This window comes from Mangrovibacter phragmitis, from assembly GCF_001655675.1.
Classification (GTDB): Bacteria; Pseudomonadota; Gammaproteobacteria; order Enterobacterales; family Enterobacteriaceae; genus Mangrovibacter; species Mangrovibacter phragmitis.
Map to the genome: position 1 here is coordinate 494815 of NZ_LYRP01000022.1, position 14053 is coordinate 508867.

At 49.7% G+C, this 14053-nt stretch carries 11 protein-coding genes; all 11 read left to right on the forward strand.

Features of this window, described 5'->3' with window-relative positions; genetic code table 11:
- Window positions 1–7 precede the first annotated feature (7 nt).
- The 11 genes from cdsA to accA all read left to right on the forward strand — a co-directional run bounded on the left by cdsA (window position 8) and on the right by accA (window position 13915).
- Window positions 8–865, forward strand: a complete 858-nt coding sequence (cdsA, locus tag A9B99_RS15370) for a phosphatidate cytidylyltransferase (RefSeq protein WP_064598926.1) — start codon at window positions 8–10, stop codon at window positions 863–865.
- 11 nt (window positions 866–876) lie between these two features.
- Window positions 877–2235, forward strand: a complete 1359-nt coding sequence (rseP, locus tag A9B99_RS15375; RefSeq protein ID WP_064598927.1) for a sigma E protease regulator RseP — start codon at window positions 877–879, stop codon at window positions 2233–2235.
- 33 nt (window positions 2236–2268) lie between these two features.
- Entirely contained in the window at window positions 2269–4674 is a 2406-nt protein-coding gene (gene bamA, locus A9B99_RS15380) for an outer membrane protein assembly factor BamA (RefSeq protein ID WP_064598928.1), read from the forward strand.
- Between the two features lie 119 nt (window positions 4675–4793).
- Window positions 4794–5288: a molecular chaperone Skp gene (gene skp, locus A9B99_RS15385; protein ID WP_064598930.1), complete on the forward strand. Its 495-nt coding sequence runs from the start codon at window positions 4794–4796 to the stop codon at window positions 5286–5288.
- 5 nt (window positions 5289–5293) lie between these two features.
- Window positions 5294–6319, forward strand: a complete 1026-nt coding sequence (gene lpxD, locus A9B99_RS15390; protein WP_064598932.1) for a UDP-3-O-(3-hydroxymyristoyl)glucosamine N-acyltransferase — start codon at window positions 5294–5296, stop codon at window positions 6317–6319.
- A 113-nt stretch (window positions 6320–6432) separates the two neighbouring features.
- A complete protein-coding gene (gene fabZ, locus A9B99_RS15395; protein ID WP_064598934.1) occupies window positions 6433–6888 on the forward strand; it encodes a 3-hydroxyacyl-ACP dehydratase FabZ in 456 nt (151 codons plus the stop codon).
- Window positions 6889–6891: 3 nt separating this feature from the next.
- Complete coding sequence (gene lpxA / locus A9B99_RS15400) at window positions 6892–7680, forward strand: acyl-ACP--UDP-N-acetylglucosamine O-acyltransferase (RefSeq protein ID WP_064598936.1); 789 nt, start codon at window positions 6892–6894, stop codon at window positions 7678–7680.
- A complete protein-coding gene (gene lpxB, locus A9B99_RS15405) occupies window positions 7681–8829 on the forward strand; it encodes a lipid-A-disaccharide synthase (protein WP_064598938.1) in 1149 nt (382 codons plus the stop codon).
- Window positions 8826–9419: a ribonuclease HII gene (gene rnhB / locus A9B99_RS15410; protein ID WP_064598940.1), complete on the forward strand. Its 594-nt coding sequence runs from the start codon at window positions 8826–8828 to the stop codon at window positions 9417–9419. The genes lpxB and rnhB overlap by 4 nt, the downstream gene beginning before the upstream one ends.
- Before the next feature lie 41 nt (window positions 9420–9460).
- Window positions 9461–12943 (forward strand): DNA polymerase III subunit alpha, encoded by a 3483-nt coding sequence (gene dnaE, locus A9B99_RS15415; RefSeq protein ID WP_064598942.1) that lies wholly within the window; start codon window positions 9461–9463, stop codon window positions 12941–12943.
- Between the two features lie 12 nt (window positions 12944–12955).
- Window positions 12956–13915 carry an acetyl-CoA carboxylase carboxyl transferase subunit alpha gene (accA, locus tag A9B99_RS15420; RefSeq protein WP_036105984.1) on the forward strand — a complete coding sequence of 320 codons (960 nt, stop codon included), beginning with the start codon at window positions 12956–12958 and terminating at the stop codon, window positions 13913–13915.
- The last annotated feature ends 138 nt before the right edge of the window (window positions 13916–14053 follow it).

Here is a 14053-nt window from a genome sequence, read left to right on the forward strand (position 1 = left end):
GTTGCTTTTGCTGAAGTATCGCCTGATTTCCGCATTTATTTTAATACCGGTCGTCATTGCTGCGTTATTCTGGCTGCCGCCCGCAGGATTTGCCATTGTGACGCTGGTTGTGTGCATGCTCGCCGCCTGGGAATGGGGGCAGTTGAGTGGCTTTAAGAGCCGCTCTCAACGTGTCTGGCTGGCAGTATTATGTGGGTTGCTTTTAACCCTGATGCTGTTTCTGTTGCCGGAATATCGCCATAATGCGCACATTCCTTTGATTGAAGGGTGGCTGTGGCTTGCCCTGGGCTGGTGGTGTGTTGCTCTGCTGCTGGTATTAAGTTACCCGGCTTCTGCCAGTGTCTGGAGGCGCTCACACATATTACGCCTGTGCTTTGGTGTTGCCACCATTGTACCTTTTTTTTGGGGCATGGTAGTTCTGCGCTCCTGGCATTATGATGACAACCATTACGCCGGATCTGTCTGGTTGCTGTATGTTATGTTTCTGGTCTGGGGAGCAGACTCAGGGGCTTACATGTTTGGCAAGCTGTTTGGCAAGCATAAGCTGGCACCAAAAGTGTCACCAGGTAAAACATGGCAAGGGTTTATTGGTGGCCTGCTGACATCCGCTGTTATTGCGTGGGCATTTGGCGCACTGGCTCATTTAGACGTCGCACCGGTTACTTTGCTAACTTGTTCTGTCATCGCCGCACTTGCTTCGGTACTGGGCGATTTAACGGAAAGTATGTTTAAACGCGAAGCGGGTATCAAAGACAGTGGTTCGTTGATTCCCGGGCATGGCGGTATTCTCGACCGTATCGACAGTTTGACAGCGGCGGTTCCTGTTTTTGCCTGTCTTTTGTTGTTAGTTTTCAGGACGATTTAACGGAAGGTTTTATGCTCAGCATACTCTGGAATCTGGCTGCTTTTATCGTTGCACTTGGAGTTTTAATTACGGTGCATGAGTTCGGCCATTTTTGGGTTGCGCGGCGTTGCGGAGTCTGTGTTGACCGTTTTTCTATTGGTTTTGGCAAGGCATTGTGGAAACGAACAGATAAACAGGGTACTGAGTTTGTCATCGCACTTATCCCTCTTGGGGGGTATGTCAAAATGCTGGATGAGCGCATTGAACCTGTTGCGCCCGAACAGCGCCATCGTGCTTTCAATAACAAAACCGTTGCTCAGCGTGCTGCAATTATTGCGGCGGGGCCAGTTGCTAACTTCATTTTTGCCATCTTTGCCTATTGGATGGTCTTCATTATTGGTATCCCCAGTGTCTATCCGGTTGTTAGTGGCGTAAGGCCTGATTCAATCGCCGCGCAGGCACAAATTTTACCCGGCACGGAACTAAAAGCGGTAGATGGTATCGAAACGCCTGACTGGGATGCTGTTCGCCTCGCGTTTATCAGTAAGATTGGTGATAGCAGCACGACGCTGCGTGTGGCACCTTTTGGTACAGATAAACAGCGTGATGTCACACTGGATTTACGCCAGTGGCACTTTGAACCAGACAAGCAGGATCCTGTTCTGTCTCTTGGTTTTTTGCCGGTATCACCGCAAGTCGAACCAGTACTTGCTGAGGTCCAACCTCATTCAGCCGCGAGCAATGCAGGTTTGCAAGCAGGGGACAGGATCGTTAAAGTCGATGGTCAGCCATTGGTTCAGTGGTCAGATTTTGTCAGTCAGGTGCGGGATAACCCGGGTAAACCACTTCGGCTGGATGTCGAACGCAAAGGAAATTTGCTTTCTCTTACGCTGACACCTGCGGTGAAAGAGAATGGCAGAACAAAACAGGCTGAGGGCTTCGCGGGCGTTGTGCCGCATGTGATTCCTTTGCCTGATGAGTATAAGACAGTGCGCCAGTATGGGCCGTTTGCCGCAGTCATTGAAGCCACAGGAAAAACATGGCAATTGATGAGGCTCACGGTCGATATGCTGGGCAAATTAGTAATCGGTGACGTTAAGCTGAACAACCTGAGTGGGCCTATTTCTATTGCTCAGGGTGCCGGAATGTCAGCAGAGTTTGGGTTGATCTATTACCTGATGTTTCTTGCTCTCATCAGTGTGAATCTTGGGATAATCAACCTGTTTCCTCTTCCTGTGCTGGACGGGGGACACTTGCTGTTTTTGGCTATTGAGAAGCTTAAAGGCGCGCCGGTTTCCGAGCGAGTTCAAGACCTCAGTTATCGGGTTGGTTCTGTTCTACTGATGCTGTTAATGGGGCTTGCACTTTTTAATGATTTCTCTCGGTTATAGAGAGACTCAGGTTAGGAAGAACGCATAATAACGATGGCGATAAAAAAGTTGCTCATAGCGTCGCTGCTGTTTAGCAGCGCTACCGTATACGGCGCAGACGGTTTCGTAGTGAAGAATATTCATTTCGAAGGCCTGCAGCGAGTCGCCGTTGGTGCGGCCCTTCTCAGTATGCCGGTGCGTCCAGGTGACACCGTTACTGACGAGGATATCAGTAATACCATCCGTTCACTGTTCGCCACCGGTAACTTTGAAGATGTTCGTGTTCTGCGTGACGGTGATTCTTTGTTAGTGCAGGTCAAAGAACGCCCGACGATTGCCAGCATCACGTTTGCTGGCAATAAGTCAGTGAAAGACGACATGCTCAAGCAGAACCTTGAAGCTTCGGGAGTGCGTGTCGGCGAAGCGCTGGACCGGACAACACTGTCTGATATCGAAAAAGGGCTGGAAGATTTCTACTATAGCGTTGGTAAATACAGTGCCAGCGTGAAAGCTGTAGTCACGCCACTTCCCCGTAACCGTGTTGACCTGAAACTGGTTTTCCAGGAAGGGGTATCTGCGAAAATTCAGCAGATCAACATTGTTGGCAACCATGCTTACAGTACGGACAGCCTGGTCTCCCGGTTCCAGTTGCGCGATGAAGTGCCGTGGTGGAACGTTGTTGCAGACCAAAAATACCAGAAACAAAAACTGTCTGGTGACCTGGAGACGCTGCGCAGTTTCTACCTTGATCATGGTTATGCGCGTTTCAATATTGATTCGACTCAGGTCAGTCTCACGCCAGACAAGAAAGGCATTTATATCACCATCAATATCACTGAAGGCCATCAATATAAGCTTTCAGGCGTTACCGTTCGCGGTAATCTGGCAGGACACTCCGCTGAAATTGAAGCGCTGACGAAGATCCAGCCGGGCGAACTCTATAACGGCACGAAAGTGACGAAGATGGAAGACGACATCAAAAAATTATTGGGCAAATATGGCTACGCGTACCCACGCGTGCAGACCGTACCCGAAGTCGATGATGCCAATAAGACCGTTAAGTTGAATATCAATGTAGATGCGGGCAACCGTTTCTATGTTCGTCGTATTCGTTTCGAAGGTAACGATATTACCAAAGATTCTGTTTTACGCCGTGAAATGCGTCAGATGGAAGGTGCGTGGTTAGGGAGCGATTTAGTCGAGCAGGGTAAAGAGCGCCTGAACCGCCTTGGTTATTTCGAAACGGTAGATACCGATACACAACGTGTACCAGGTAAGCCGGACGAAGTTGATGTGGTGTACAAAGTTAAAGAACGTAACACCGGTAGCTTCAACTTTGGTGTTGGTTACGGTACAGAAAGCGGTGTCAGTTTCCAGGTTGGGGTACAGCAGGATAACTGGTTGGGTACGGGTTATTCAGTGGGTATCAATGGTACTAAGAATGACTACCAGACCTATTCAGAATTTTCTGTCACCAATCCGTATTTCACGGTAGATGGTGTCAGCCTTGGTGGGCGTATTTTCTATAACGACTTCAAGGCAGACAATGCGGACTTGTCCAGCTATACCAACAAAAGTTATGGCCTGGACGGCACTCTCGGGTTCCCGATTAATGAGTACAACTCGTTACGTGCAGGTTTAGGTTACGTGCATAACGACTTGTCAAACATGCAGCCTCAGGTCGCAATGTGGCGCTATCTGAAATCAGTTGGCCAGAACGCGAATATGTCGTCTACAAATAACAGCTTTAGTGCGGATGACTTCACTTTTAACTACGGCTGGACATACAACCGTCTTGATCGTGGTTTCTTCCCAACGTCAGGTACGCGCGTTAACCTGAATGGCAAAGTGACGATCCCTGGCTCTGATAACGAGTTCTACAAGGTTACGCTGGATACGCAAAGTTACCTGCCTATTAACGATGATCACACCTGGGTTCTGTTAGGCCGGACTCGCTGGGGTTATGGTGATGGTCTGGGTGGCAAAGAATTGCCATTCTATGAAAACTTCTACGCCGGTGGTTCAAGCACTGTGCGTGGGTTCCAGTCTAACAACATTGGTCCGAAAGCGGTTTACTATGGTCCGAACCAGAGTAACTGTAGTTCCGCAGATCTTTGTAGCTCAAGTGATGCAGTTGGTGGGAATGCTATGGGTGTGGCCAGTCTTGAGTTGATTACGCCAACCCCGTTTGTTAGTGAAAAATATGCGAATTCACTGCGGACATCACTGTTTGTTGATGCAGGTAGTGTCTGGGATACACACTGGAAAAATACGGAACAGATGCGCGCGTTAGGTATTCCTGACTATAGTGATCCAACTAATATCCGTATGTCTGCAGGTTTGTCATTACAATGGATGTCTCCATTAGGCCCATTGGTCTTTTCTTATGCGCAGCCATTTAAGAAATACAGTGGAGATAAAGCGGAACAGTTCCAGTTTAACATTGGTAAAACCTGGTAATTTTTCCGGGCCCGGGATGGCCTCGTAGTGCAAAGCTCAGCCAGTCAGTTCATTTTTGGTGACTACTGGCTGGCAAAAGCGTACCTTCGGGTATATTTGGGACGGTAAGGAGTTTTATTGTGAAAAAGTGGTTAGTTGCAGCAGGTTTGGGTCTGGTCATGGCTGCTTCTGCTCAGGCAGCAGATAAAATCGCTGTAGTCAACATGGGGAACTTGTTCCAGCAAGTTGCGCAGAGCTCAGGTGTTTCTAAATCTCTGGAAAATGAGTTCAAAGGCCGCGCCAGTGAATTGCAAAGCATGGAAAACAGCCTGCAATCCCAAATGCAACGCCTGCAACGTGATGGTTCAACCATGAAAGCCAGCGACCGTAGCAAGCTGGAAAAAGATGTTATGGCGAAACGTGAAGCCTTCCAGAGCAAAGCTCAGGCTTTTGAACAGGATCGTGCCCGTCGTTCTAATGAAGAACGTGGCAAGCTGGTTACACGTATCGAATCCGCAGTGAAAAAAGTGGCCGCTGATGAAGGTTATGATGTAGTGCTGGACGCCAACACTGTTGCTTATACCAGCAGTGACATTAAAGATATCACTGCAGATGTACTGAAACAGGTTAAATAAGTCTCATGCCTTCAATTCGACTGGCTGATTTAGCCCAGCAATTGGATGCCGAGTTACACGGTGATGGCGATATCGTCATCACCGGTGTGGCCTCGATGCAATCTGCCGGGGAAGGCCAAATAACCTTTATGGTTAATCCACGTTATCGCGAGCATCTGGCCCAATGCCAGGCTTCTGCTGTTGTGATGACAACGGATGATTTACCCTACGCAAAAAGTGCGGCATTGGTGGTTAAAAACCCGTATGTGACTTATGCGCGTATGGCGCAAATTCTGGATACAACGCCGCAACCTGCAAAAAATATAGCTCCGAGTGCAGTTGTCGATGCCACCGCCAAATTAGGTGACAATGTGGCGATTGGCGCAAACGCGGTTATTGAGTCAGGCGTTGAACTGGGCGATAACGTAGTCATTGGTGCTGGCTGCTTTGTGGGTAAAAATACCCATATTGGCGCAGGCACACGTTTGTGGGCCAATGTCACGGTTTACCATGAAATTCATATTGGCCAGTCCTGCCTTATCCAGTCCGGCACTGTGATTGGTTCTGACGGTTTCGGTTACGCTAACGAACGCGGCAACTGGATCAAAATTCCTCAGCTTGGTCGCGTAATTATTGGCGATAACGTTGAGATTGGCGCATGTACCACCATAGACCGTGGAGCCCTCGACGATACAGTTATTGGGCAGGGTGTCATTATTGATAATCAGTGCCAGATTGCACATAACGTTGTGATTGGCGACAATACCGCAGTTGCTGGTGGTGTGATAATGGCTGGCAGCCTGAAAATTGGCCGCTACTGTATGATTGGTGGCGCCAGTGTTATCAACGGCCACATGGAAATTTGCGATAAGGTCACAGTGACGGGTATGGGGATGGTCATGCGCCCGATTACTGAGCCTGGCGTGTATTCGTCTGGTATTCCTTTGCAACCCAATAAAGTCTGGCGCAAAACAGCTGCGTTGGTGATGAATATCGATGACCTGACAAAACGTCTTAAAGCCATCGAGCGCAAAGTTAATCAACAAGACTGACATCACTCGCGCTGACACGGATGTTGCCTGATTATCGGCCTGCAAGCGATCTATTTAGGTTGCCGCAGGCCGTGTTATTATTGCTTTTTAGTATATTGAACAGGAAGAGTATTTTGACTACTGACACTCATACTCTGCACATTGAAGAGATTTTAGAGTTGCTGCCGCATCGTTATCCTTTTTTGCTGGTAGACCGTGTGCTGGATTTTGAAGAAGGCCATTTTCTCCGTGCCGTGAAAAACGTTTCCGTCAATGAGCCGTTTTTCCAGGGACATTTCCCCGGTAAACCGATTTTTCCAGGTGTACTAATCCTGGAAGCGATGGCGCAGGCAACGGGAATTTTGGCATTTAAAAGCGTTGGTAAACTGGAGCCAGGTGAGCTTTACTATTTTGCAGGTATTGATGAAGCGCGTTTTAAACGCCCAGTCGTGCCTGGAGACCAGATGGTCATGGAAGTGACTTTCGAGAAAACACGTCGTGGGCTGACCCGCTTTAAAGGCGTGGCTCTGGTTGACGGTAAAGTGGTTTGCGAAGCCACAATGATGTGTGCACGGAGCCGGGAGGCATAATACGTGATAGATAAATCCGCCTTTATTCATCCTTCTGCCATTGTTGAAGACGGTGCTGTTATTGGTGCCGGTGCTCACATTGGTCCCTTTTGTATTGTCGGCCCCCATGTGGAAATTGGTTCTGGTACAGTTCTGAAATCCCATGTTGTTGTTAACGGCCATACGAAAATTGGCTGTGACAATGAGATTTACCAGTTTGCTTCTATTGGCGAAGTGAATCAGGACCTCAAATACGCAGGTGAACCAACGCGTGTAGAAATTGGTGATCGCAATCGCATTCGTGAAAGTGTCACTATTCATCGCGGAACAGCTCAGGGCGGGGGATTGACAAAGGTGGGCAGCGATAACCTGTTGATGATCAATGCGCATATTGCGCATGATTGCACTGTAGGAAATCGTTGTATCCTTGCAAATAATGCAACACTTGCCGGGCATGTGTCTGTTGATGATTTCGCGATTATTGGCGGTATGACGGCTGTGCACCAATTCTGCATTATTGGCGCTCACGTCATGGTCGGTGGTTGTTCTGGGGTTGCTCAGGACGTACCACCGTATGTGATAGCGCAGGGTAACCATGCATCACCATTTGGTGTGAATATTGAAGGTCTGAAACGCCGTGGCTTTAGCCGTGAAGCGATTACAGCTATCCGCAGTGCGTACAAGTTACTGTATCGTAGCGGTAAAACACTGGAAGATGTGAAGCCGGAAATTACCGAGCTGGCTGCTAACGTTCCTGAGGTTGCACTATTCACCGAGTTCTTTGAGCGCTCGACACGCGGTTTGATTCGTTAAATGAAACCTGCTCGTCCCCTCACTATTGCCCTGGTCGCCGGAGAAACCTCCGGCGATATTCTTGGTGCCGGTCTGATAAAAGCTCTGAAAGCCCGTGTCCCTGATGCCCGCTTTGTTGGGGTCGCAGGACCACGCATGCAGGCTGAAGGGTGCGAAGTCTGGTATGAAATGGAAGAACTGGCCGTAATGGGCATTGTTGAAGTGTTAGGGCGTTTACCGCGGCTGCTTCATGTCCGTGCTGACCTGACCCGGCGTTTCAGTGAACTCAGGCCAGATGTGTTTGTGGGTATTGATGCGCCCGATTTCAATCTCACACTGGAAGAACGCCTCAAACAGCGTGGAATACGTACTGTTCATTATGTCAGCCCTTCAGTGTGGGCATGGCGGCAAAAGCGTGTATTCAAAATAGGGCGGGCAACAGATATCGTTCTGGCGTTTCTGCCATTTGAAAAAGCCTTTTATGATCGCTACTCGGTGGCATGCCGGTTTATTGGGCACACAATGGCCGATGCTATGCCCCTGGACCCGGACAAGCAGGCAGCACGTAAAATATTGGGGCTGGATCCGCAAGCGCGATGTCTTGCATTGCTGCCAGGAAGCCGGCATGCCGAAGTGTCGATGCTGAGCGCTGATTTTATCGCTACAGCACAGCTACTTCGCCAGCGTTGGCCTAATCTTGAAGTCGTTGTGCCGCTGGTCAACGCTAAACGCCGGGCTGAGTTTGAAGAGATTAAACAGCGTGTTGCTCCTGATTTTCCGCTCCACTTACTGGACGGGCAGGCACGCGAAGCCATGGTTGCCAGTGATGCTGCATTACTGGCCTCGGGCACTGCTGCTTTGGAATGTATGCTGGCGAAATGTCCTATGGTTGTCGGGTATCGCATGAAACCCTTCACTTTTTGGCTGGCCAAACGTCTGGTGAAAACACAATATGTCTCGTTGCCTAATTTGCTGGCCGGGCGCGAACTGGTACCGGAATTACTGCAGGATGAATGCCAGCCAGAAAAACTGGCGCAGGCATTAATTCCCATGCTGGAAGGCGGAGATGAGAGCCAGCATTTGCATGACACCTTCCGGGCATTACATGAGCAAATCCGGTGCAATGCAGATGATCAGGCAGCACAGGCTGTACTGGAGTTAGTTCAATGAGTGAGTTTATCTACCCACACACATACAGAGTGGCGGGGGTTGATGAAGTGGGGCGAGGCCCACTTGTTGGAGCAGTGGTGACTGCCGCCGTTATCCTCGATCCTGCCCGTCCAATATCAGGGCTGGCGGATTCGAAAAAGTTATCAGAAAAACGCCGTCTGTCACTGTACGACGAGATTGTTGATAAAGCTCTTGCCTGGAGCCTTGGTCGTGCTGAACCGGCAGAAATAGATTCACTGAATATTCTTCATGCTACTATGCTTGCGATGCAGCGTGCTGTTGCCGGTTTGAGCATTTCGCCTGAGTATGTATTGATAGATGGTAACCGTTGCCCGGTATTGCCTGTGCCTTCAATGGCCGTCGTCAAAGGTGACAGTCTGGTAGCGGAAATCAGTGCTGCTTCCATTCTGGCAAAAGTAACCCGCGATAAAGAAATGGTCGAACTGGACTTACAATATCCAGAATATGGGTTTGCTCAACATAAAGGCTACCCGACAGCTTATCACCTTGAAAAATTGGCGGCCCTGGGTGCGACAGAGCATCATCGCCGCAGTTTTTCCCCAGTCAAAAGGGCTCTGGGTCTGGCCTGAAGTACGGCCTGTCCAGTTGAGACCATTAACCGGATGAAGAGATGGCTGAACCACGTTTTGTCCACTTACGGATACACAGTGATTACTCAATGATTGACGGCCTGGCGAAAGTCGGGCCGTTGGTTAAAAAAGCTGCGTCACTTAACATGCCAGCGATGGCCATTACGGATTTCACCAACTTGTGTGGTCTGGTGAAGTTTTATGGTGGCGCGCATGGTGTCGGCATGAAGCCTATTGTTGGCGCGGACCTGCAAATGACCAGTGAGATCAGTGGCGATGAAATGACGCAACTGACTGTGCTGGCTGTCAACAATACCGGTTATCAAAACCTTACCTTGCTTATTTCACATGCCTACCAGCGTGGTTATGGTGATGCAGGCCCGTGGATTGACCGTGAGTGGCTGGTTGAGTTGAGTGAAGGGCTGATAATCCTTTCCGGTGGGCGCATGGGAGAGGTGGGAAAAGCGATACTGCGTGGTAATGATGTTCAGGTCGAGCAAAGCCTGGCTTTCTGGAAACAACATTTTCCGAACCGGTTCTACCTTGAATTGATTCGCACCGGGCGACCTGATGAAGAAAACTATTTGCACGCAGCAGTAAAGCTTGCGGAGCAGCATGATTTGCCTGTTGTTGCAACCAACGATGTCCGTTTCCTTGAAGCATCGGACTTTGATGCCCATGAGATTCGTGTCGCTATTCATGATGGTTTTACACTTGATGACCCTAAACGCCCGCGCCTCTACTCTGCGCAGCAGTACATGCGCAGTGAAGACGAAATGTGCGAATTGTTCGCTGACATTCCGGAAGCGCTGGAAAACAGCGTAGAAATTGCGAAGCGTTGCAATGTCACAGTGCGCCTTGGCGAATATTTCCTTCCCAAGTTCCCAACTGGTGATATGTCCACCGAGGACTTCCTGGTAAAAAAATCTCGCGAAGGCCTTGAAGAACGCCTTGCTTTCTTGTTCCCGGATGAAGAAGAACGCCAGAAACGGCGGCCTCCCTATGATGAACGCCTGGAAACAGAACTCAAGGTTATCAACCAAATGGGGTTCCCGGGGTACTTCCTGATAGTAATGGAGTTTATCCAGTGGTCGAAAGATAACGGCGTTCCCGTTGGCCCTGGTCGTGGTTCAGGAGCGGGCTCGCTGGTGGCATATTCCCTGAAGATTACCGACCTCGATCCCCTGGCGCTGGATTTGCTGTTTGAACGCTTTCTGAACCCAGAACGTGTTTCCATGCCTGACTTCGACGTCGATTTTTGTATGGAAAAGCGCGACCGGGTTATTGACCATGTTGCGGATATGTACGGGCGTGATGCGGTTTCGCAGATAATCACATTCGGTACCATGGCGGCCAAAGCGGTTATTCGCGATGTTGGCCGTGTACTTGGGCACCCGTATGGTTTTGTCGACCGTATTTCGAAACTGGTTCCTCCAGACCCGGGGATGACCCTCGCCAAGGCGTTTGAGGCCGAGCCACAGCTACCAGAAATCTATGAAGCGGATGAAGAAGTTCGTGCGCTGATTGATATGGCACGTAAGCTGGAAGGTGTTACGCGTAATGCCGGGAAACATGCGGGGGGCGTGGTCATTTCGCCCACCAAAATTACTGATTTTGCACCATTATATTGCGATGAACTGGGTGGGCACCCGGTTACTCAGTTTGATAAAAGTGATGTTGAATATGCCGGTCTGGTGAAGTTTGACTTCCTTGGCTTGCGGACACTGACCATCATCAACTGGGCGATGGAAATGATCAACGCCCGCAGGGAGCGTGAAGGGCTGCCGCCGTTAGATATTGCGGCGATTCCGCTTGATGATAAAAAAAGTTTCGATATGCTGCAGCGCTCAGAAACAACCGCGGTATTCCAGTTGGAATCCCGTGGTATGAAAGATCTGATTAAGCGCCTGCAGCCTGACTGCTTTGAAGACATGATAGCCCTGGTGGCACTGTTCCGGCCCGGGCCGTTGCAGTCCGGTATGGTGGATAACTTCATTGACCGTAAACACGGGCGAGAAGAAATATCCTATCCTGATGTTCAGTGGCAACACGAAAGCCTGAAGCCTGTTCTTGAGCCGACTTATGGCATTATTCTGTATCAGGAACAGGTGATGCAGATAGCGCAGGTTCTCTCTGGGTATACTCTGGGTGGCGCAGATATGCTGCGGCGCGCCATGGGTAAGAAAAAGCCAGAAGAAATGGCCAAACAACGCGGTACCTTTGAAGAAGGTGCGAAAAAAAATGGCGTTGATGGCGAACTGGCAATGAAAATCTTTGACCTGGTGGAGAAATTCGCCGGTTATGGGTTTAACAAGTCACACTCAGCGGCTTATGCTCTGGTGTCGTATCAGACGCTTTGGCTTAAGGCACACTATCCCGCTGAGTTTATGGCGGCGGTGATGACCGCTGATATGGACAATACCGATAAAATTGTCGGGCTGGTGGATGAGTGCTGGCGGATGGGGCTCAAAATTCTGCCACCAGATATAAATTCTGGTCTTTATCACTTCCATGTGAATAATGACGGGGAAATTGTGTATGGCATTGGCGCAATCAAAGGTGTGGGTGAAGGCCCGATTGAAGCCATTATTGAAGCGCGCAATGAAGGGGGCTATTTCCGCGAGTTGTTCGATCTCTGTGCCCGTACTGATACTAAGAAGTTAAACAGGCGAGTGCTGGAAAAACTGATTATGTCGGGGGCGTTTGACCGGCTGGGCCCACACCGGGCTGCGCTGATGAACGCTCTTGGTGATGCGCTGAAAGCGGCCGATCAGCATGCCAAAGCCGAAGCCATTGGTCAGGCTGATATGTTTGGTGTACTGGCGGAAGAGCCTGAGCAGGTAGAGCAATCTTATGCCAGTGTAACACCCTGGCCTGAACAGGTTGTACTGGATGGCGAGCGCGAAACCCTTGGACTATACCTTACCGGTCACCCTATTAATCAGTATCTGAAAGAAATTGAGCGGTATGTTGGAGGAATGCGTCTGAAAGATATGCACCCGACCGAGCGTGGTAAAGTTACCACTGCTGCAGGTTTGGTGCTTGCTGCGCGGGTTATGGTCACCAAGCGAGGCAACCGTATTGGTATTTGTACTCTGGATGACCGTTCTGGTCGCCTGGAAGTGATGTTATTTACCGATGCTCTGGACAAATACCAGCAATTGCTGGAAAAAGACCGTATTTTGATCGTCAGTGGACAGGTCAGCTTTGATGACTTCAGCGGGGGGCTTAAAATGACCGCCCGTGAAGTCATAGATATTGACGAAGCCCGGGAAAAATATGCACGCGGGCTTGCTATCTCGCTGACGGACAGGCAAATTGATGACCAGCTTTTAAACCGTCTCCGCCAGTCACTGGAACCTCACCGTTCGGGGACTATTCCGGTACATCTCTATTATCAGAGGGCGGACGCACGTGCGCGGTTACGCTTTGGGGCAACGTGGCGTGTATCTCCGAGTGATCGTTTACTTAACGATTTACGTGGTCTTATTGGCCCGGAGCAGGTGGAACTGGAGTTTGACTAAAACAGGAATATTATGAGTCTGAATTTCCTTGATTTTGAACAGCCTATTGCAGAGCTGGAAGCGAAAATCGATTCCTTGACCAGCGTAGGCCGTCAGGATGAAAAACTGGATATAAATATCGACGAAGAAGTTCACCGTTTGCGCGAAAAAAGCGTGGAACTGACGCGTAAAATCTTCGCTGATTTGGGGGCCTGGCAAATTGCACAGCTCGCCCGTCATCCTCTGCGTCCTTATACTCTGGATTATGTTCGCCTGGCGTTCGATGAGTTTGATGAGCTGGCCGGAGACCGTGCTTATGCTGACGATAAAGCGATTGTCGGCGGTATTGCGCGTTTAGATGGGCGCCCGGTGATGATAATCGGCCACCAGAAAGGCCGTGAAACCAAAGAGAAGATCCGCCGTAACTTTGGTATGCCGGCACCAGAAGGTTACCGCAAAGCGTTGCGCCTGATGGAAATGGCTGAGCGCTTCAATATGCCCATTATTACCTTTATTGACACTCCTGGCGCTTATCCTGGTGTGGGTGCTGAAGAGCGTGGTCAGTCTGAAGCGATTGCCCGTAACCTGCGCGAAATGTCTCGCCTGAAAGTGCCTGTCATCTGTACAGTCATCGGTGAGGGGGGCTCAGGTGGTGCTCTGGCAATTGGCGTTGGCGATAAAGTCAACATGTTGCAATACAGCACTTATTCTGTGATTTCACCGGAAGGTTGTGCCTCTATTCTGTGGAAAAGTGCGGATAAAGCCCCACTGGCTGCAGAGGCGATGGGAATTACCGCCCCACGTCTTAAAGAACTGAAACTGATAGACAGTGTAGTTGCCGAACCTCTGGGTGGGGCTCATCGTAACCCCGAAACCATGGCAGAATCATTGAAAGCGCAATTGATTGCTGATCTTGCTGATTTAGACGTGTTAAGTAAAGATGAATTACTCGACAGGCGTTATCAGCGTTTGATGACCTACGGTTACGCTTAATCAACCGACTGTCTTAAAGGGCCGCTTAGCGGCCCTTGAGCCTGATGACAAACCTCATGTTCGCAGAGAACGAGAGGATGTCACCCAATAAAAACCAGGAAAATCAATTCATTGATTTTCGGCTGCTAGCTAAAAAGA

Excerpts from the sequence above, each read along its gene's own strand:
- rnhB (WP_064598940.1), top strand. The coding sequence starts at position 8,826 with ATGAGTGAGTTTATCTACCCACACACATACAGAGTGGCGGGGGTTGAT.
- lpxB (WP_064598938.1), top strand. The coding sequence starts at position 7,681 with ATGAAACCTGCTCGTCCCCTCACTATTGCCCTGGTCGCCGGAGAAACC.
- accA (WP_036105984.1), top strand. The coding sequence starts at position 12,956 with ATGAGTCTGAATTTCCTTGATTTTGAACAGCCTATTGCAGAGCTGGAA.
- dnaE (WP_064598942.1), top strand. The coding sequence starts at position 9,461 with ATGGCTGAACCACGTTTTGTCCACTTACGGATACACAGTGATTACTCA.
- rseP (WP_064598927.1), top strand. The coding sequence starts at position 877 with ATGCTCAGCATACTCTGGAATCTGGCTGCTTTTATCGTTGCACTTGGA.
- lpxD (WP_064598932.1), top strand. The coding sequence starts at position 5,294 with ATGCCTTCAATTCGACTGGCTGATTTAGCCCAGCAATTGGATGCCGAG.
- bamA (WP_064598928.1), top strand. The coding sequence starts at position 2,269 with ATGGCGATAAAAAAGTTGCTCATAGCGTCGCTGCTGTTTAGCAGCGCT.